Origin of the sequence: Clostridium sp. 19966 (assembly GCF_032335695.1) — a bacterium.
Lineage (GTDB): Bacteria > Bacillota > Clostridia > Clostridiales > Clostridiaceae > JACTOJ01.
In genome coordinates, this window is record NZ_JACTOJ010000033.1 from 1 (window position 1) to 20139 (window position 20139).

At 33.0% G+C, this 20139-nt stretch carries 20 protein-coding genes, 1 pseudogene and 1 other annotated feature; of the genes and pseudogenes, 10 read left to right on the top strand and 11 right to left on the bottom strand.

The window, feature by feature from the left end:
• Positions 1-100: 100 nt before the first annotated feature.
• The gene (locus tag IAI10_RS21790) at positions 101-484 is read right to left on the bottom strand and encodes an AAA family ATPase (protein WP_396334416.1); all 384 of its coding nucleotides are present in this window, start codon (positions 482-484) and stop codon (positions 101-103) included.
• Between the two features lie 284 nt (positions 485-768).
• Positions 769-1515: a tRNA pseudouridine(38-40) synthase TruA gene (gene truA, locus IAI10_RS21795; protein ID WP_315675428.1), complete on the bottom strand. Its 747-nt coding sequence runs from the start codon at positions 1513-1515 to the stop codon at positions 769-771.
• Between the two features lie 152 nt (positions 1516-1667).
• Here truA and IAI10_RS21800 point away from each other — a divergent pair, with 152 nt between their 5' ends.
• Positions 1668-2420, top strand: coding sequence for an alpha/beta hydrolase-fold protein (locus tag IAI10_RS21800; RefSeq protein WP_315675429.1), 753 nt, complete (start codon positions 1668-1670; stop codon positions 2418-2420).
• Between the two features lie 294 nt (positions 2421-2714).
• Here IAI10_RS21800 and IAI10_RS21805 read toward each other — a convergent pair whose 3' ends face one another.
• A complete protein-coding gene (locus IAI10_RS21805) occupies positions 2715-3125 on the bottom strand; it encodes a peptide deformylase (RefSeq protein ID WP_315675430.1) in 411 nt (136 codons plus the stop codon).
• Positions 3126-3144: 19 nt separating this feature from the next.
• Entirely contained in the window at positions 3145-3330 is a 186-nt protein-coding gene (locus IAI10_RS21810; protein ID WP_315675472.1) for a hypothetical protein, read from the bottom strand.
• Positions 3331-3828: 498 nt separating this feature from the next.
• On the opposite strand from IAI10_RS21810, the gene IAI10_RS21815 reads away from it, so the two are divergent.
• Complete coding sequence (locus IAI10_RS21815; RefSeq protein ID WP_315675431.1) at positions 3829-4665, top strand: class I SAM-dependent methyltransferase; 837 nt, start codon at positions 3829-3831, stop codon at positions 4663-4665.
• Between the two features lie 144 nt (positions 4666-4809).
• Here IAI10_RS21815 and IAI10_RS21820 read toward each other — a convergent pair whose 3' ends face one another.
• The 3 genes from IAI10_RS21820 to IAI10_RS21830 form a co-directional block, all read right to left on the bottom strand.
• Positions 4810-6369 carry an AAA family ATPase gene (locus IAI10_RS21820; RefSeq protein ID WP_315675432.1) on the bottom strand — a complete coding sequence of 520 codons (1560 nt, stop codon included), beginning with the start codon at positions 6367-6369 and terminating at the stop codon, positions 4810-4812.
• Between the two features lie 98 nt (positions 6370-6467).
• The gene (locus IAI10_RS21825; RefSeq protein WP_315675433.1) at positions 6468-6935 is read right to left on the bottom strand and encodes a deoxyuridine 5'-triphosphate nucleotidohydrolase; all 468 of its coding nucleotides are present in this window, start codon (positions 6933-6935) and stop codon (positions 6468-6470) included.
• On the bottom strand, positions 6932-7405 hold the full coding sequence (locus IAI10_RS21830; RefSeq protein WP_315675434.1) for a GNAT family N-acetyltransferase: 474 nt from the start codon (positions 7403-7405) through the stop codon (positions 6932-6934). The genes IAI10_RS21825 and IAI10_RS21830 overlap by 4 nt, the downstream gene beginning before the upstream one ends.
• Positions 7406-7637: 232 nt before the next feature.
• Here IAI10_RS21830 and IAI10_RS21835 point away from each other — a divergent pair, with 232 nt between their 5' ends.
• Both IAI10_RS21835 and hsp18 read left to right on the top strand, forming a co-directional pair.
• The gene (locus IAI10_RS21835) at positions 7638-8444 is read left to right on the top strand and encodes a rhomboid family intramembrane serine protease (RefSeq protein ID WP_315675435.1); all 807 of its coding nucleotides are present in this window, start codon (positions 7638-7640) and stop codon (positions 8442-8444) included.
• Positions 8445-8768: 324 nt separating this feature from the next.
• Entirely contained in the window at positions 8769-9212 is a 444-nt protein-coding gene (gene hsp18, locus IAI10_RS21840) for a heat shock protein Hsp18 (RefSeq protein ID WP_315675436.1), read from the top strand.
• Between the two features lie 150 nt (positions 9213-9362).
• Here hsp18 and IAI10_RS21845 read toward each other — a convergent pair whose 3' ends face one another.
• The 4 genes from IAI10_RS21845 to IAI10_RS21860 form a co-directional block, all read right to left on the bottom strand.
• Entirely contained in the window at positions 9363-11390 is a 2028-nt protein-coding gene (locus tag IAI10_RS21845; protein WP_315675437.1) for a methyl-accepting chemotaxis protein, read from the bottom strand.
• A 102-nt stretch (positions 11391-11492) separates the two neighbouring features.
• Positions 11493-13868 carry a valine--tRNA ligase gene (locus IAI10_RS21850; RefSeq protein WP_315675438.1) on the bottom strand — a complete coding sequence of 792 codons (2376 nt, stop codon included), beginning with the start codon at positions 13866-13868 and terminating at the stop codon, positions 11493-11495.
• A gap of 98 nt (positions 13869-13966) precedes the next feature.
• Positions 13967-14213 (bottom strand) — a binding site (T-box leader).
• Positions 14214-14270: 57 nt separating this feature from the next.
• Positions 14271-15389, bottom strand: coding sequence for a DUF1648 domain-containing protein (locus IAI10_RS21855; protein ID WP_315675439.1), 1119 nt, complete (start codon positions 15387-15389; stop codon positions 14271-14273).
• Positions 15386-15769, bottom strand: a complete 384-nt coding sequence (locus IAI10_RS21860; protein ID WP_315675440.1) for a GntR family transcriptional regulator — start codon at positions 15767-15769, stop codon at positions 15386-15388. The genes IAI10_RS21855 and IAI10_RS21860 overlap by 4 nt, the downstream gene beginning before the upstream one ends.
• Before the next feature lie 159 nt (positions 15770-15928).
• Between IAI10_RS21860 and IAI10_RS21865 the strand changes: the two genes are divergently transcribed.
• The 6 genes and pseudogenes from IAI10_RS21865 to IAI10_RS24725 all read left to right on the top strand — a co-directional run.
• Entirely contained in the window at positions 15929-17026 is a 1098-nt protein-coding gene (locus tag IAI10_RS21865; RefSeq protein ID WP_315675441.1) for a glycoside hydrolase family 113, read from the top strand.
• A 49-nt stretch (positions 17027-17075) separates the two neighbouring features.
• Entirely contained in the window at positions 17076-17885 is an 810-nt protein-coding gene (locus IAI10_RS21870; protein ID WP_315675442.1) for a methyltransferase domain-containing protein, read from the top strand.
• Between the two features lie 31 nt (positions 17886-17916).
• Positions 17917-18204, top strand: a complete 288-nt coding sequence (locus IAI10_RS21875) for a hypothetical protein (RefSeq protein WP_315675443.1) — start codon at positions 17917-17919, stop codon at positions 18202-18204.
• 199 nt (positions 18205-18403) lie between these two features.
• Positions 18404-19306 (top strand): AraC family transcriptional regulator, encoded by a 903-nt coding sequence (locus IAI10_RS21880; RefSeq protein WP_315675444.1) that lies wholly within the window; start codon positions 18404-18406, stop codon positions 19304-19306.
• Between the two features lie 100 nt (positions 19307-19406).
• The gene (locus tag IAI10_RS24720; protein ID WP_396334417.1) at positions 19407-19799 is read left to right on the top strand and encodes an HTH domain-containing protein; all 393 of its coding nucleotides are present in this window, start codon (positions 19407-19409) and stop codon (positions 19797-19799) included.
• Positions 19783-20064 (top strand): annotated as a pseudogene (locus tag IAI10_RS24725) (IS3 family transposase); the annotation flags it as partial. The gene IAI10_RS24720 and the pseudogene IAI10_RS24725, both read left to right, overlap by 17 nt.
• Between the last annotated feature and the right edge of the window lie 75 nt (positions 20065-20139).

Consider the following 20139-nt stretch of genomic DNA (forward strand, 5'->3'; position numbering starts at 1 on the left):
GTCATTTATGGATGAAAAGTAAAAGCGCCATCACTTTCGCGATGACGGCTTTATTTTGTCAGTTTTTCAGTGGCCTCCCCGAACTGAAGGAAGTTTTAAATCAGTGTAAAATCAACACTGATTTAAAACAGAGCCTATTATTTATATAATCTTCATAAGTTTTCATATTATCAGGTATCTCATTAAAGGATATATTTATCACATTATACTTATTTAAATGTTCAAGATAATTAGCGGATTTACTTATATTAAGATTATCAAATATATGTTTTGAATCTGTTTCTTTAGAATAATAAGCTGCTAACATATGAATGGCACTTGATTTTCCAAAGCGTCTTGGTCTAGTTACACATACATACTTATCAGATGTTTCTATAACTTCACTTAACTTCTGGATAAGTAAAGATTTATCCACAAAGTATTTGCTTCTGTATAGGTCTTTATAATTTTCTAAAGGTTTATTAGTATTTAAATATATAGTCATAACCTCACCCCATTCATTTAAATTATTCAAAGAAACTATGTTTTTCTTATTTAAATTATTTATGGTACAATTCACCCTACCTACTGAACGATTTCGGATATTTTCCTGTAGGCATTACTAATACTGTCCATAAAAATTAAATTTCTTGTTTTTCACATAGAAGTTAATAGCAAAGAAAAAAGTGCCTCATCCTGCAAAGAGTAGCACTTTTCCTTAATTGATATTCAATTAATTTCATCCAATAGTCCTAAAACAAAATTATATACTTAAATATAACCTGTGAGCTAATATTCAACGCTTAATAAGCAAAGCGCATCTGCACTAGCTTTATGGCCTACATCCTTCGTATCCTTAGACTCAAAAGCTTTCTCAATTATATTCATAGGTAATTGACCAAGCCCCACTTGAATTAATGTACCCACTATTACTCTTTCCATATTCAATAAAAATCCATTTGCTTTCATAGTAATAATAATTTCATTTGTAGTTTCCCTCACATCAACAGAAAGCACTCTTTTTATTGGGTTCTTTGTTTTTCTATTAGTAGTAAAAGCTAAGAAATCATGTTCACCTACAAGGTTCTTTGCAGCTTTTTTACTTTTAGCAACATCTATTATTTGATTCATTAAGTTAACATATTGTCTCTCAAACAAAGGACGATTTGGGGCATCTTTCTTCCATAATCGATATTCATAAGTTGCACTTTTCATTAAATATCTACTATGAAATCTTTCATCAGCAGTTTCTACTGACAATATAATGATATCCTCCGTTAAATATTTCTCCAAATAATCGAAAATTTCTTTTTCGCTTAACCTATCATCTGGCGCTATAAAATTAACAATTTGTCCTTTAGCATGTACTCCCGCCTCGGTGTTAACCGCACCAATCACCTCTACCTCTTTTTCATAGAGCTTTGCTAATATCAATTCTAACTTGCCTTGAATACTCTTTTCCAAGTTATCTTTTGATTTATTAAACCCCATATATTTTCTGCCATCATATGCTATCATCATCTTATAATTTTGCATTTTTGCTCTCCTTTTCCTAAAGACCAGTTAATCTATTTTATCATATATTAAGATAGGTTCATATATGGTATACTATGCTAAACAAAAACTATCTTCACTATAACAATTTTGTATGATATTTAAAGAGAGGTAAATTCATATGAGTCAATGAAATGACTCATTCATTATTAGCTATGCCAAATGTTAGCAAGGATATTTGGACAGCCAGTGATGCTTCCATAGAAAAAGGAGAAGTCAATCACCATAGCTTTAATTCTCGAAGAATATGGAGCTACACTCCCTTCAATTATAAGGAAAGTTCTGATGCCTTTAATTTATTAGTGCTTACAGATGGCTTTGATTACCTAAATTATCTTTCTGCAAAAGAAGTACTTGATAATCTTATTTATAAAAAAATAATTCCTCCCACAGTAGCCATTTTTATTGATAACCATAAGGACAGATTTCAGGAATTAACTTGTAATGAAGGTTTTTCAAGCTACATTTCAAAAGAGCTTATACCTTGGATTTGGAATAATTTCAAAGTAACCCAGAACCCACAAGATACAGTGATTGGAGGCTTTAATCTCGGCGCTCTAACTGCTACCTATTTAGCCTATAAGCATCCAAATATATTTGGAAATGCCCTTGCTCAATCAGCATCCTTTTGGTGGAACTCAGAATGGCTCACCCAAATGGTGAAAAGCTCTGATACTCTGCCCGTTAAATTTTACTTGAATGTAGGCATATTTGAGAATAAGCCCTACGATACGGAGCCTATTATGATGGATGCCATAAACAATATGTATAATGTTTTGCTCTCTAAAGGCTATGAGATTAAATATGAGCAGTTTCAGTCCGGACATGATTATTTATCTTGGGGTGAAACCTTAGCTAAGGGACTAATCTATTTCATGGGAAAATAACTATTTTTCTATTCCTTCAATAGTCCTAAAGCGAAATAAGTGTTCCAAAGATGGGGCTGTTGCACAATGATGATAAAATTATTTTAATGAGAAATAGATAAGAACAAATTAAGGATTAAAGAGTAAGAATTAAAAGTGAAGGTAAAAATTCAGCCTTGTTGAATTTATTATAAATTTATAATTTAAAGAAATCGGCTCATAAAGAGACGATTTCCTCAATAACTATTAATTTTTACCTCTTACTTCTTAATTGAATAGAATAAATAATCTTTTTGCGACAGCCCCATTTACTATTTATATTATAATCCCTTCAAAATGATCCATTTCATGTTGAATTATTTGTGCTGTAAATTCCGTAAACACTTGCTTTTGCTTCTTAAAATTTCTATCTAGATACTCCACCTCTATGATTTCATATCTCTTTGTTTTTCTAAAGCCAATTAATGATAAACAACTTTCTTCTGTATCATAGGGCTTTTCTTTCTTTAAAATAGCTGGATTTATCATTGGTACAATAAGGCTGCCCACAGCAAATACCAATATACGCTTTTTTACTCCAATCATGTTTCCAGCCAGCCCGACACAATGCTGTAAATTCGCCCTTAAGGTATCTATTAAATCCTCAACTACAGCCATATCCTTTTTAGTTGCCTCTTCTGATTTTTGTCCTAAAAATAGCACATCTTTTACAATTGGTTTTATCATTTTTTATACCTCTCTACAGTTATGCTAGTAATTTCCCTTCCAAAAAAGAGCATTTCAAATATTCTGGACTGCTATAATATACCGATGAGTTAAAATCTGAAATTTTATCACTAATAAATGACGAAAACACCTTATACATACAATCTACTATATCATCCTGTTCTGAACATACATAGAACAAATCATTTTTGTGATTATCATTCATTTATGATTTCACTCCTCTCAAATTTAAGACAATCCAGTGCCTTTATTATATCATTATGAAGGAATATTTTTTGTAATTATCAGATACTTGTTATTATTGAAAAAATTTTATGATGAGAGTATACTATTATTAATTTAATAGAAATAAGACGATGATAGAGACAGTAGACAATTTTGAAAGATCGCAGCGAGCTGGGAATGGTGTAAGCCCAGTATTGATTAGATTTTGTTGAACATCCCTCTGGAGTTTTAGACCGAATTTTAAGTAGGTTCTCACGGTTTTCTGCCGTTAATAGGAACGCATATGTTGGTATGCTGTATCGGGTGGTATAACGAAATATAAGCTTTCGTCCTGTTATAGGGACGAGAGCTTTTCTTTTTTATACCGCAAAATTGGAAATTCATTTTTGTGAGGTGATGTTAATGAGTGAAGGAGACATAAGCCACATATTTTATATAAAAACTGAAGGAAATAAAAATTATATTAGGAGTGATTGATATGCATTATAACCCGGAAAATACAAAAAAACATTATAACAAGTACGGAAATAGAGAGTGGGAAAGACTAGAAAAGGATAGATTAGGTGACCTACTATATCAGGTACATCTTGATATACTAAAACGCCATATATCTAAATCAGACAGTGTTATTGAATTGGGCGCTGGAGCAGGAAGATTCACAAAAGATATTGTTAATCTGGCTGATTCCTTAGTAACCTCTGATTTATCCCCTGTACAAATCGAAATCAACAAAAATAAAATGGAGGAACTTGGATTAGCTGATAAAGTGAAAGCTTTCGTGAATTTAGATATCTCCAATTTAGAAAGCATAGAATCCAACACATATGATGTTGCTGTATGTATTGGTGGTCCTATAAACTATTTATTTGATAAGGAAGAAAACGCTATAAATGAAATGCTGAGAATACTAAAGCCTAAGGGTAAGTTGATCCTCGGCTCTATGTCCTTAGTAGGTGCATTAATGTATTATCTCGGTGGTGTAATCTATGAAAAAGGTCTGTTTGGAATTGACGCCACTGAATGGATATTTTCCACTGGCCTGCAAGATGAAGAGCATTATCCAGTAGCGAATAAGCATTATGTACACATGATGACCAGTAAGGATCTTGATGCTTTGTTCCAAGGAAAATCGGTAAAAATACTGGAAAAGAGTTCTGCGGGCTTGTTTATGCATTCACAGGAAGAAACTTTATCAAAAGCCAAGGAAGACGATGAATTATGGGAACTCCTAATAAGAAAAGAGATTGAATTTACTAAATTGCCAGGTACTCTAGACTGCGGCATGAACATTATTTATGTAGTGGAAAAGCTTTAGATATTCATCAATACGATAGTGTTACTTATAAAAAATAGTAGCCCCGTGCTCAAATGGATGGCTACTATTTTTAATCAAATATTAAATAGTGATACTACTAGAATTGTATACTATAGGGTGCTATATCAAGCACCTATCTCAATATCAAATTTCCTCAATTTTGCATCTGTGATTCTTACTCTTTGAATCATAGCATATTGCTACTGCCAGCACTTTACTTCCTTTATCTTCTTTTCTGAACTTCTCCACATATTCTTTTTCTCTAATTTGATTTATTGCTGTTTCTGGATCTTCATCCTTTTTCAATTCAACTATAAAAGGAACATCGTTTTTTCTCCTTGGATGAAAGGTAAAATCTGCATAGCCTTTCCCCGTCTTTTCCTCACGCTCTACTCTATAGATATCTCTAGCTGAAATATACGCCAATGTTAATACGCATGAAAGGCTATTTTCGTCATTATATTGAAGTATTGGTACTTCTGAATTGTGAATGTCATGCAATATCTCTTCTACAGTATCTACATCTCCTTTGATTGTTGCCTTTAGCATTTTCCTTGAATTATCAATTATATCTGCAACATATCCGAAAGATCTGTCCCCTAAGGCTCTTTCAAATTCCTTCATAAGTTCTCGGTTAGGAATTTTCAAATATCCATCATGATAAGACAAAAAACCCAGCACTATCATAGCAGAATATGTTTCCTCTTTGTTTCTTGGAGCTCCCTGACCAGCTCTAAAATCTTCATCAATAAAAATATCGATTTCTTCTCCTGAAACCATTTCTATGACATCATCTCTAATTTCCGAGATGTTATATTTAAGTAACTCCGCAACTTCATCCATAGCTCCAGTGTTAGTCCAGTAACTTTCACAATAATTATTTTGAAGTGCCTTTACGACAGATCTTGGATTATATATTTTTATTCCTTTAGCCGTTAAGTATCCATTATACCAGCTCTCTAGTTCTTCAAATTTAACACTTTTATTTTTACTGCAAAGCTCTGTAACTTCTTCTTCCGTAAATCCAAAATACTCATCAAATATTCTATCTTTCAAAAAAGTAAACTCATCAAACATGTTTAACGCTGAACCGCTGGAATATTTTTTTATTGGAAGAACTCCTGTCATATAAACCAAGGATACGTAAGGCTGATCTTTCAAGAGGTTTCTCAAAAACTCCAAAAAGTCATTTTGATTTTCCTCAAAAAGATTGTTAGCAAAGATATAGTCCCATTCATCAAATATAAAAATAAACTTATCTTTTGTATCATATAGCATTGAGCTTAAATTAAAGTAATCATCTGGGTTAATATGAGGGTGTTTTTCAGATATATCTTTTTTAATTGTATCACTTATCATCTTCATATAAGCTTCATAAGTATTCCCTTTATCAGATCTTTCATTAAAGGATATATTAATTACATTATGCTTATTAATATGTTCATCATAAGTTAGTACTTTACTTATATTGAGATGGCTAAATAATTTCCTTGCATCTATCGCTTTGGAGTAATAAGCTCCTATCATATCGGCAACACTAGATTTTCCAAAGCGCCTTGGTCTTGTTACACATATATATTTACTCTTTGTAGCTATTTTTTGATTAAGCAATGCTATCATTGAAGATTTATCTACAAAATACTCCTCATTTACAAGCTCTCTATAATTTTCAAAAGGTTTATTAGTATTTAAATATATAGACACTTTACTTTCTCCCTTCACATTACTCAATTTATTTACATACCTCATACAGTAACTACAATAATTATATCATAATCAAAGGATTTCTTTTAATAGAACCCTTATTTCACCCCAGTGCTTCCAAAGCCGCCTCTATCTGCATTTCCAAAGGAATCTACTTCCTCAAATTCTATAGCTGGCATTACTTCCATTATTCTAAACTGGCCTATCTTATCTCCTTTTCTTATCCAAGTGCCTGCCTCTTCTATTCCTTCTGAATTTTTTTCAACGTGCTTGCCCTGCAAACAAAATGCAGGCATATGCCACTGATCATTGTCGCCTATGTAGGTATCATCCACAACTCCTACTGAGTTAGTTTGTATTATTCCCCAAGTTTTAAAGGTGGAGCTTCTTGGTGCTAAATGAGCCTCCCAGCCTTGAGGCAATTCCAAAGCAAAGCCTAGCGGAATCATGGCTCTCTCTCCAAGCTTTACGAATACATCTTTATTTGAATACACATCGATCCAATTCCCTTTTTCTATCTTTTTTAACTTAGTTGCACCTTCGAAATATTTTATTCTTATTTTCATAATATATCCAGCTCCATTCTTCTGTTCCTAGTTTTCATACCCAAAGCTTCATAAAAGCCTAGGGCATCTTTATTGAACTCCCATACTGAAAGCTGAATAGACTCAGCCTTCTGAGTTTTAACATACTCCATAATATGTTCAAATAAGCTTTTACCTATGCCTTTTCTTTTCATATTTGCATCAACACAAAAATCATCTATGTAAGCATATTTTTTATGCTTTATCATGCTGAAGCTCAGCGTTTCCGTCATTCTCACTATAGCATAAGCTGCTATTTTTCCATCCCACTCTGCAACAAAAAGCTTATCTTCTCCATCAATTACAGCTTTAAAGCGCTCTTTTTTCATTGGTTCTTCCACATCGCAGTAAACATCCGGTCTATTCTTCAAATGAAGCCTATGGACTTGCATAACTAAATAAGCTACTGCTTCATAGTCCTCGTAGCAGCATTCTCTTATTTTCAAACTCATAAAAATTCACCTCTGATGGTTAAAATATATCATAATTTAACAATAAACTCTATACCCTTTATTTCAAGGCTCTCTTTTAAATCAGTGTTGATTTCTGCACTTATTTAAAACATTTCCTTAGTAGGTTAGGTCATTTGAAAAAAATTCATATTTTAATTTTAATCTTTTTAATATCATTATCAATAAAAAAAGGTATAATAGAATAAGTAATACTTTTAAGGAAGTGAGACACATGAATATGTTAAATAAACTTGAAAGAAAATTTGGAAGATATGCTATTAAAAATTTAATGATGTACATAGTAGGAATAAATCTTGTTGTATTTTTGCTCATGATGATAGATCCAAATGCAACTATTATAAGCGCTTTAGAAATAGATAGAAGTTTAATTTTAAAAGGTCAAATATGGAGACTTATAACTTACATATTCATCCCTAGTGACACCAATATAATTTGGGTAATATTCACACTGTATCTTTATTATATTTTAGGCAACGCTTTAGAGCAGGAATGGGGCAGCTTTAAGTTTAACATTTATTATTTAATAGGAATAATATCTACTACTTTTGTTGCACTTTTAACCAATTCCTACGCTACTGGTTCCTTTATTAACAGTTCCCTGTTTCTTGCTTTTGCATATATTTATCCAGAGTATGAGCTTTTACTTTTCTTTTTCATACCTGTAAAAGTAAAATATTTAGCATGGCTGGATTGGTTATTTATTGCTGGAACTGTAATAATGTCACCTTTTTATCTAAAAGTTTCAGCTATCTGCTCAGTAATAAACTACTTTATATTTTTTGGCAGAGATATAGTTACTGAATTCACCAGCAGAAGCAAAAGCATAACTAGAAAAAGGCAATTTAACAAAGCTTTTAATATGAGAGTGGAAAAGAAAACTACCATGCATAAGTGCACAGTATGCGGGGCTACAGAAAAGGATAATCCTGATTTGGAATTTAGATATTGTGCAAAATGCGACGGTCTTCATGAATATTGTAACAATCATCTATTTACCCACGCACATATAAAGAAATAATAGACTACGTTTTAAAATGTTGATATTATCTATTAAGTTTCAGATTCACCAAAAACTTTATCAACATTCTTTTAAAACATAGACAAATTTTTTAAAAGAGGGAATCTTATTGTCAAGATTCCCTCTTTTTTCATAGAATATATTGATAATTAATGCTTAAAATAAATTAAAGCTAGCTTTCATATTATTTCTTCTTTTATATGCTAAAATCTTTATTTTTTAGTCTTTGACTTTCTTTGACCTAAAGGTTATTATATACATGTAAGGTCAAAGATGGTCAATGATAAAAATAAAAAAAATTAAATGGTATAGGGAGGAATTTGTATGTTTGATTTAGTACCTTTTAGAAGAAATGGGTTAATTAAAAAAGGAGATGACTTCTTCAATAACTTCTTAAGTAATTTATTTGATGAAGATTTTGAATCTCCAACTAGTTTTATGGGTAATTCATTTAAGGTAGACATGAGAGAGGATGAAAATAAATATGTTGTTGAGGCTGACTTACCTGGTATGAATAAGGATGCCATAAACATCGAGTACGCTAACAATTATCTTGTTATATCAGCAAAGAGAGAAGACTCCGTTGAGGATAAGAAAGATAACTATATAAGAAAAGAAAGACATTATGGAGAATTTAAGAGAGCTTTCTATGTTGACAACATAGATGAAAGTAAAATTGAAGCATCTTTCAAAGATGGTGTATTGAGGGTAAATCTTCCTAAAGTTGAAGGCTACAAAAAGAATACTAAAAGAATTGACATTCAATAAAAAACAGAGATATGCTTCCCCAGCATATCTCTCAGTAGTAAACTACCATAGTTAATCAAATATTATCTATGGTTTCATATAAAAACCTGTGCGGAATAAGCCATAACCCCCTGCACAGGTTTATATTATTTATAGAATTTATTCATTAAGCTATTGTTTAAATTTTGCAGCTATATCTTCAAGAAGCTTTGAACTTGATGAATTTTCCTCTGCTTTAGATCTTATTATGTCTATATCCTCAACCATATCCATAGTCTTATTAGATATATTTCCTACTCCTTCAGCTCCATCATTTATAGTTACAGCCATATCTGAAATAGCCTTAGCTATGGTGTCTATAGTAGCTTTTAATTCTTCTGCTGTAGAGGAGAAATGTGTCATGAACTTCTCAAGTTCATCCGCATCCTGACTATAATCATTTCCTACAGTCAAAAGCCTATTGTATTCTCTATTAACATCAACATCTATATATTTAAGAATTTCAGAAGCTCCTGCATTTAAATTTTCTACAGACTTTATAACCTCCGTAACCACCTTTTGTATATCTGCTACAGTGCTGGAAGTTTGTTCAGCCAAGCTTCTTACTTCTTCAGCTACTACAGCAAAGCCTTTTCCTGCTTCCCCAGCTCTTGATGCTTCTATAGCCGCATTAAGTGCTAAGAGATTAGTTTGATCACTTATGCCTAGAATAGCATCAGACAATATGGCTATGTCCTTAACTGCACTGGAGCCTTTCATTGCATTTGTAAGCTGCTCTTTCACCCTATCATATATATTTTGGGACTGCTGGATGGATTCTTTAGCTTTTTTCTTTATATCGCTAGCTCTTAAGGCTATATCCTTTGTTTTATTTAATCCTTCTAAAGATTTTTCTGCTATATTCTCCACCGAATTTTCCATCTCCGCTGCAGAAGCAGATACCTCCTCTATGGTAGCAGCACTTTCCTCCATTCCTGCAGAAAGAGTTTCCGTTTCTCCCGCATTAATGTCGGCTTTCTCTTTTAAATTTCCAGTCAGACTATCTACAGTTACTGCATTTTTACTTATGAGCCCTGAGGCTTCACTTAAGCTCTTATTAAATTCTCTGAGCTCTTCCCTCATTTTAGCTACTGATTTACTGATTAATCCAACCTCATCCTTACGCTTTGTAAGCTTTCCATATTCCTCTTTATAGGTTAGATCTAAATTAGCAGTATCATCTACAAGCTTTGCTATCTTTTTTATAGGATTAGCTATTTTAGCTGACATTAGTATAGATACTGCAGCAGCTGCAACCAGCATTATCACACTTATTATAAGCACTATTTTATTAAGCTCATTTATGCTGGCTTTAAAATCATTTACATCTACGGTCATAACTACAATCCAATTAGTCTCTGGTATTATTTTATATACAGCCAGCTTATCTGCTCCCTTATAATTATAAGTAACCACATCTTCCTGTTTTGCAGTGTTATTGCTGTTTTCTTTAACCACTTCTTTAATCTGTGCGTTCTCTACGGGCTTACCTATTTTAGACTTATCAGGATGATATACCAAATTACCCTTTTCATCTACTAGATATGCATAACTTGTAGCGCTGTTCTTAACCTTTAATGTTTTTAGATACTGGCTATAAGTTTCTCCTTTAACTGCCGCTGCTGAATATCCAATAACCTTTCCATTGTCAATTACTGGTGCAGTAAAAGCCACAACCTGCGCTCCTGTTGACTTTGAAGTTAAGGTTTCACTGATTTCAGCTTTAGCGGAGCTTAAAGTTTTTTGATTGTAATCTCTATCTGTCACGCTGGTTCCTAAAATCTTGGTATCACTATCAGCTATAATAGTTCCTGTGCTGTCTACTATAAAGGCATGTTCTAGATTGCCTTGCTCATCGGAATATTTCTTTAAAAGTGAGTCCACGGTATCTCTCAAGCTATTGTAATCAGGGTCTGATTTATTCATTTTAAGAAGAGCGAATACATCTTTCTGATAAGCAAGCTTGGAAATATTAGCCTTCTCTTTATCAGAAGTTTCTACAATAGTTTGTGCTAAAGTTTCAGTTACGAGCTTCATATCGCTTTTAGCTGTGTCATCAAATGCATTATCAGTAAAATACCTTGTTAATCCAGATGTCACTACTATGGATAGAAGTAAAATTCCCACGGTAAAAAGTGAAATTTTCTTTTTTATTGACATATCTTTACTCCCCCTATACTGATTATTAATTAATTATCGTGCCTTTTTTAAATATTCTTAATATACGGGAGAAATTATTCATAAACAAAAGTAAATATTTTCTTATAATATATCAATTTTTGTAGAATTATCTTGCATTATTCTAATTTTGTCTGACCAAGAGCAAGCTTTTATATCTGATAGGGTATCTTCCATAAAGGTTTTATATTTTTCTTCTATATGGATATCCAACTTATCTAAGGTATCTTTCATAGACATACCTTTTTCAGTCTTGTATTTTCTTATATCTGCAACTATGCTCTTGATTCTATCTCCAAATTCCAGTAAGCCTAGGTTTTCTCTAAATTTATCTTCCTCCCATGGAAGCTGATGAATGGATTTAGCTTTCTCATGAGCTTTAAAATAATCCTGATATATTTCTTCAGTTATATGAGGTACATAAATAGCATAAAGCTTTATTATTCCAAGAAGAGTATGGTATAAAGCATATTGAGCTGACTTTCTCTCCTTAGCTCCATGAAGCTCTGGTTTGTATAGCCTATCCTTAACTATTTCCAAATAGTTATCGCAAAAGTCCTTCCAGAAGAAATCATCTATCTCCTTAAGAGCTAGGCCTACTTCATATTGCTTTAAATATTTTTCAGCCTTAGCTTCCGTATCAGCTAGCTTTTCCAATATCCAGCTATCAATATATTTTATATTCTCAGGTTCTTCGTACTGGTAATCCTGAAGATGCATTATTGAAAATGAAGCTGCATTCCAAAGCTTTGTAAGGAACCTCTTAGATATCTTAAGCTCCTCCTCAGAGAACATGGTGTCTGTGCCAAGCTTAGCTCCTGCAACCCAATATCTAAGAGCATCTGCTGAATGATTCTCTATAAGATAATCTGGAGAAAACTTTGAGTTTCCTTTGGATTTACTTATCTTCTCTCCCTTTTTAGCCATTACGAAACCGCAGATCATTATATCCTTCCAAGGTATATCCTTTTTATGAAAAAGGCTTCTTGCTATGGTATAAAAGGCCCAGGTTCTAATTATCTCATGAGCTTGAGTTCTCATGGACATAGGTCCCTCTCCGCTTCTACTGTTTATTAGAGGCGTTATGGAGGAAGTTGCCCAAGTATCTAAAACCGCAGTTTCCCCTATGAGATTATGAGATCCGCACTTGCATATATTCTTTGTTTTATCGCTTATTGGGTTTATAGGAAGCTCTTCTTCCTCAGACAATATTACCTCTCCGCAGTCTTTGCAATACCAAACAGGTATGGGAACCCCAAAATATCTTTGCCTTGATACGCACCAATCCCACTTTAAATTTTCTACCCAGTTTATATACCTTATTTTCATGGATTCCGGATACCAATTTATCTTATTCCCTGCCTCCAAAAGCTCCTTTTTATAGCTTAATATATCTATATACCACTGCTTGGAAGGTATTATTTCTACTGGTGTGCTGCATCTCTCATGAACTGAGAAGCTGTGTTTTATTCTTTCCTCTTTCTCTAAAAGTCCTTTTTCTTTTAAAAGTCTTATTATCTCTTCTCTTGCAGCTTTAACCTTCATACCTGCTATAAAAGGTACCTCAGCATTTATTCTGCCATTTGCCTCTATAACTCTCTTATAAGGAAGCTTATGCTCTTCGTACCAGCTAACATCTGTAGTATCTCCGAAGGTAGCGCACATAACCGCTCCTGTACCCTTATCCATGTCAGCCTTTTCATCCCCTAATACTGGAACCTTAAAATCATATAGAGGAACAACTGCCTCCTTACCTATAAAGGAGCTATATCTCTCATCCTTTGGGTTTACGAAGACACAAACACAACCATATAGAAGCTCTGGTCTTGTGGTAGCTATCATTAACTTTTCTCCCTCTACCATGAAAGGAACATAATTAAAGCTAGTATCTCCTTCCATACTATCAAGCTCTGCCTGAGCAATTGAGGTTTGGCAGCTGGTACACCAAAGTACTGGAGATTCCTTTATATAGGCTTTCTTATTTTTAATGAGCTCTATAAAAGCTTTTTGAGACAGCTTTTGAACTTCATCGCTTACCGTAGAATACTGAAGCTTCCAGTCCACGCTAAAGCCCATGCGAAGCCACATTCCTTTAAATTCTTCCTCATATTTTTCCTTTATCTCCAAACATATCTTTCTAAATTCTTTCCTATCTATATCAGCGGCTCTTATGCCTCTTTCCTTTTCAACCAGTCTCTCCGTGGGAAGCCCGTTATCATCAAAGCCGAAAGGATAGAATACATTTTTCCCCTGCATCCTTTGAAATCTAGCTATCATTTCTGCTTGAGTATAAGAAAATATATGCCCTATATGGAGACTTCCGCTTACCGTTGGAGGTGGCGTATCTATAGAATAAACTGGTCTTTTTTCATCCTCTTGAAACTTATATATATGATTTTCCTGCCAATAATCCTGCCACTTTTTTTCATTTTCTTTAAAGTCATATTTTTTGTTTAACATATTCTTCACTCCTTAATTCAGTATAGATTTTAAAAAAGTGTTGATCAGGCACTTATTAAAAACAATAATTTGCAATAAAAAAACCCTTCATCCTAAATAAATAGGACGAAGGGTATGTTCGCGGTACCACCTAAATTCATACAAAATGCATGCTCTCAAATATAGTACGAGCCTCTATGCCGATACTACTTTCCTTTTAACGGTGGAAATTTCCGTTACAGCCTACTAAAACTTCAGCTTACAGCTCCAAAGCTACCTTCCTCACTGTCCTCACGGGAAATTTCCACCAGCATTCCCTCTCTATGCTTAAGACTAGCAATTACTCCTCTTCATCAAAGCTTTAAATATTTATTTTTATACATACTACCATTATATTGTATAATTGTCAACAAGGTTACTCAATCAATTTGCAAATAATAATAGTATTAATGTTCCAAACACTATTATGCCCATAATCACAGTAAATATTATAGGCCCCGTTTTGGCATAATTAAAGGTTATTCCAAATCCAGCTCGCTTTTCAATAAAGGTGGATGGATCATCAGGATTATAGTAAATCATGCCCCAAATATAATTAGCATCATCGTCCCTGTCTACAATTATAGGTTTATCTTCCTTCACCTCTATGGTTTTCTCTTTTCTTGCTATAAAGGATAAAACTATAGAAATTACCACAGGTAGAAAAGCTATCACCATAATGCCTATAAAAGCGCCGCTGCTAAGCTTTAGTATATTTACAGTTTGAAGACTTATAAAAAAGAATACTGCCTCTACAAAAATATTTGTGATCCACAATATAAGAGACTGATAATACCTTTCTCTTCTGCTGTTAAACTTTATCTGAAAAATAACTCCGCTGTTTAAATTTTGCTTTGCATTTCTTATAAATCTGTTTGATACAAGCATCATTAAAGTCATGATTAATGAGATTATAGGCAGCATGTAGACATTAAGAAAGCTTTTAGTTTCCCACCTGTCCACATTACCGCTAAAGTCCATATGTGCAGCTATTCTTTCAGGTATGGAGTTATAATTTACAGCCAGCGCAATAATATTTATAGCTACCATAGCTAATGGAATCAGATACCACCAATCTGAAAGCACCGTCTTTCCTTCCTTAGCATTAGTCTTTCTGTAATTAGTATCCACCACTATAACCTTGTTGCTCTCAAATTTCCAGCCTGCTGTTTTCTTATAAGACCGTATCTCTTTATTTATAGCGTAGTAATTAAAAAACATTAACGCTACACATAAAAATAAAAAAGAAGTCATTTGAAAAGCCAATAACTTATTTGTAAATACAAAAATAAGTTCATGAATTATTAATGCAGCAAGCAGGGTGAAGCTAAAATTTTTCTTATATTTTTTCTTAAACCTCTGTATAGCTTCACTTTTTTCCTCACCTACAGGAACTCTTACGCCGTAAACTATATTCTTATTGGACATCTCCTGAACATAAAGTCCGCAGAGATAAATTATCAGTACATCAAATATATCTAATACAAAAAATATTATTTTCATAAATTCCCACCCCTGTATTTATCATAAATGCTTTGCACCATATTCTTTATTTCATCTTCACTAATATCCTTGCATATAGCCTCTGTTAATACCACTTCTAGCTCATTTTCAACTTTTTCTTTTAATTTATCCTTATCCTCAATGCTTACACTTACAGCTGCTCCTGTTCTTCTATCCAATCTTATAAAGCCTTCCTGCTTCAAAACATTATAGGCTTTATTCACTGTATGAAGATTTATTCCTATATCACTAGCCATCTGCCTTACGGAAGGAAGTTCATCTCCATCCTTAAGCTCCCCTGAGGCAATTCCTGCTACGATTTGATTTCTAAGCTGGGTATATATAGGCACCTCACTGTCAAAGTCGATTTTTAAATACATTCTGCCTATCACCTACTTTATTATATTTGTTATATATAATATATAACAAATATAATATGAAAGCAATATTTTAGAAAAATTATGAATACATTTTATTACATTCATGATATAATTATCTATGTATTTTTCTTGAATAAAGGTTATCTTAGGAGTTTTATAATGAACAGGAAAAAAACAATAAGCTTACTAGTCCTAATAATATTATTTTCTCTTTCCTTTTATCTTTACAAGATAAACTACACTTCCAGAGGAGAAATTAACAGTCTAATAAATAAATCTTATGGAAAGACTCTTAATTCACAATTAAAAACCAAAATAAAATCAGGAAATCTTGTCACTGATTACAGCATAGATGAAGCTATGGAAGATATAGATAAATTTCAGCTGAATACTTTAAATGTACCTATAGCAATAAACATAGATAATGCGCAAGCTTCAGATATGTCCATTATAGATTACAGCAAGCAAAAGGCTATAGATTTGCTAAATAGATTAAAGGGTAAAAAAATAAATATAATTTTAGAGCCTTACCCCTGGATAGCTAACGGCAAATTTGCTGAGACTGATTGGAATCCAAGCAACATAAATGACTTTTTCAATAACTGGAAATCCAAAGTTTTGAAACCTTTAATAGACGATATAGCTATCCCCTATCACGTAGATGCTTTAAATATAGGAACAAGCTTTGAACATATGGAAGGCTATGAAAAAGCTATGTGCGATATGGTGGACTATGCAAGAAAATATTATAAAGGACTTATAACCTATAGAACCAACCATTGGAACACAGCAGTTTGGGACTCTAATTCTCTAGAAGCCTATAATAAAAAATTAAATAATAATTTATTTTTAAAATTAGATTTTATATCCATAGCTGCCTACTTTGAGCTTACAGAAAATGCTGTTAATTCACAGGACAAACTATCAGCAGCCCTAGAAAGCACAGAGATCTATGGGAGGAAACAAAATGTTAAAGGAGAAATAAAAAAGTTTTATGATAAATATAAAAAGCCTATTTTCTTCGGTGAATTAGGTTTCCCTAGAACTGAATTTGCCTCAAAGGAACCTTGGAATCCTTTAGTATCTAAAAATATTAACGAGGAAGAGCAGGCAAATTGTTTCGCGGCCTACAGAAAGGTATTTGAAAAGGAGTCCTGGAACATAGGTTTTTCAGTATTTGCCCTAGGAAAGGCTGATGGAAATTTATATTATCCTGGCAGCAAAGGTGGGAGCATAATAAAAAATTGGTATAAATAAAAGCAGTCATTTAACTGACTATAAACTTATTATACGAGGAGTTTTTAGCATGAAGGATGTTGCAGATTTTTACGAAAGCTACGATGAAGATAATAGACTCTCTAAGGATAATGCAAGAAAAATCGAATTCACCATGACAGTGAACTTGCTGAATCAATATATAAAACCAAAGGATAAAATCTTGGAGCTTGGTGCTGGAACTGGTGCTTATTCCTTTTACTACGCCAGAAAAGGAAATTCCGTTGAAGCTTTGGATTTAACTCCTAAACATATAAAAATAATTAACGAAAAAATAAGTAAGGAAAAAGGCAAAATAAATATTCGTGCAAGCTTGGGGGATGCATCAAATCTTCAGGATTTTAAAGACGAAAGCTTTGATGCAGTAAACTGTTTAGGTCCTATGTATCATATACAAGCTGAAGAAAAAAGGATACAATGTATAAATGAAGCTTTGAGAGTATTGAAGCCCAAAGGCATTTTAGCTATCTCATATATAAACAAACACTTCATAATCCAAAGTACAATGGCTAATCAGAGAGAGTTTTTTACTGACAGCTTCCTAAATAAAATACTAACTCTAGGAGTGGATAAATGCGGAAGTGATGATTGTTTCTTTCCCATTGCTTTCTTTACAGCACCTGAGGAAATCCAAGCTTTTATTTCTAAATTTCCACTAGAAATCATTGACCATGCAGCCATAGACGGTACAACCGCTCTTTTAAGAAGCCATATAAATGAATTAAATGAGGCTCAATATGCTACTTGGATAAATTATTGCTTAAAAACCTGCAGAGATAAGAACATACTTGGGTTAAGCAATCACGGTATGATAATCTGCAGAAAAAAATCTGCGTTTTAGCAGAAGCAAAGCGAATTTTAGGAGGGAACTTATGAAATATGTAGTTATAATTTTAACCTTTTTAATATCTGGCTTTTTTAGTAATTACTTGTACAGAAAAACAGATTTCATCAAATTTTTAATAGAAAAATTAAGGATTAATACGAAAGTAAAATGTACTATTATTGATTTAATAGCTCTATTTATGCTAATAGAAGCTGCTTATATAATTTTACCTAACTATAAAAATATAGTTGGCATTATCCTTCTATTTGCAGCTGCTACAATAAGTGCAGCCTTAAGCTTCATAAGAATTGAATTAAAGGCGTATAAAAAGTAGGGGCTGTCGCACTAAGTAATTAGTGCACAGCTTCTTTTTTCATAAAAAACAAAATCCCCACTCGAAAGAGTAAGGGATTTGTTATAATGTGAAGCTACTTTGTTTCGCATAGGTAACAGAGCAAACATTTTCTGTATAAGAATAGTTGCGACACTAACTTGTATTTTAGATATACTCTTAGTTGAAAGGAGGTTAACTTATGGATTGGCTTAAAAGAATGAACCGTGCATTAGACTATGTTGAAAGTAATCTAATGAATGAAATTGATATGAATGTTGTGGCTCAAATGGCATGTACTTCAACTTATAATTTTCAAAAAATGTTTTCATTTATAACAGAAATATCACTTGTTGAATATATAAGACGAAGGAGATTAACTCTGTCAGCTTTTGAAATTCAAAATAGTGATGTGAAGGTAATAGATGTTGCATTAAAGTATGGTTATGAGTCTCCAGTTTCATTTACTAGGGCATTTCAGGCATTGCATGGTATAGTACCATCATTGGCACGTGACGGTGGTGTTATACTTAAAGTCTATCCACGAATGTCCTTCCAAATTTCGATTAAAGGAGAGAGTGAGATGGAATACAGAATTGAAGTGAAAGAGGCTTTTGACATTTTTGGAATTGAGACAATTGGGTCTTCAATCGGAGATGAAAGTTATCAAAGCCCAAGCCAACTTTGGAAAAAATGCCACAAAGATGGCTTGTATGAAAAGTTATTTAGAGACTCTGGGGACTTACCCTCGTTTATTTCCCAAGATTTATGTAAGATTCATGGTGCAGTAAATTATAGAGTCACAGAAGAAAATACATTCCCTTATATGCTTTGTAGTTTCGTAGGAAATAATAGTAATACACAAGGCTATAGCATTGCACATATTCCAGCACAAACTTACGCTATATTTCCATCATCAAAATTTAAATGGGATGAAGATTTTGGCTCAATTCTAACTACACTACAAAAAAGATTCTATAGTGAATGGCTACCGACTTCAAATTATGAAAAGATTGACGGTGCAGAATTTGAAATTTATGGCGGAACTCAGGAATATGGGTATATCGAATTATGGTATCCCGTAGTTAAAAAACAGACTGATTAGGCACACTACTTGGCTATCTTTGTAAGAAATTTTCTTAAAAGATGTTTCAAGGGGTAAACTGTACCCTATAAGGTAGACGCAGAAAAGAGGAGGTGCTTTATTGGGGAAATCAAGAAATCGTGATTTTACAGAAGCAGAGATAAGCATTTTATCCCAAAATAAAAACGTTAAAAATATTTTTCCAAAGCAGATTACGTATCAGGATTTTTTTAAGGAGTTATTTATTACTGAGCATAATGCTGGAAAGCTTCCTAGCGATATATTTATAGAAAATGGATTTTATCCTGAGATGATAGGACAAAATCGTATTGATAAATGCAGTAGCAGGTGGCGTTTAAAAGCTGTTCGCCCGGAGGTCGTTAGAGATATCCGTAAAGGAAATTCCGGGAGAACTAAAGCCTCAAAAGATGAATTAAGTATTGAAGAAGAACTGCTACGTTTAAAACAGCAAAATGAGTATCTAAAGCAAGAGAATTCATTATACAAGTACTAAATTTCAAAAACTTCTAAAAGAAAAAGGCTTTCTACAATCAATGTCTAGAAAGGGAAATTGCTGGGACAATGCTCCGCAGGAATCATTCTTTGGACATATGAAGGATGAGCTAAATCTTAGCCATTGTTATACATTTGATCAGCTTAAACAGGAAGTTGATGAATACATGAAATACTATAATGATGATCGTTATCTGTGGGATCTTATGAAAATGACTCCTAATGAATACTACAACTACTTAACTACAGGTATTAAGCCTTATTAAAAAATCCACCTAGAAATTTTTACTAGGTGGACAGCCTGTTTTATTGTGTACTTGACAAATGGTACAGTTTACCCC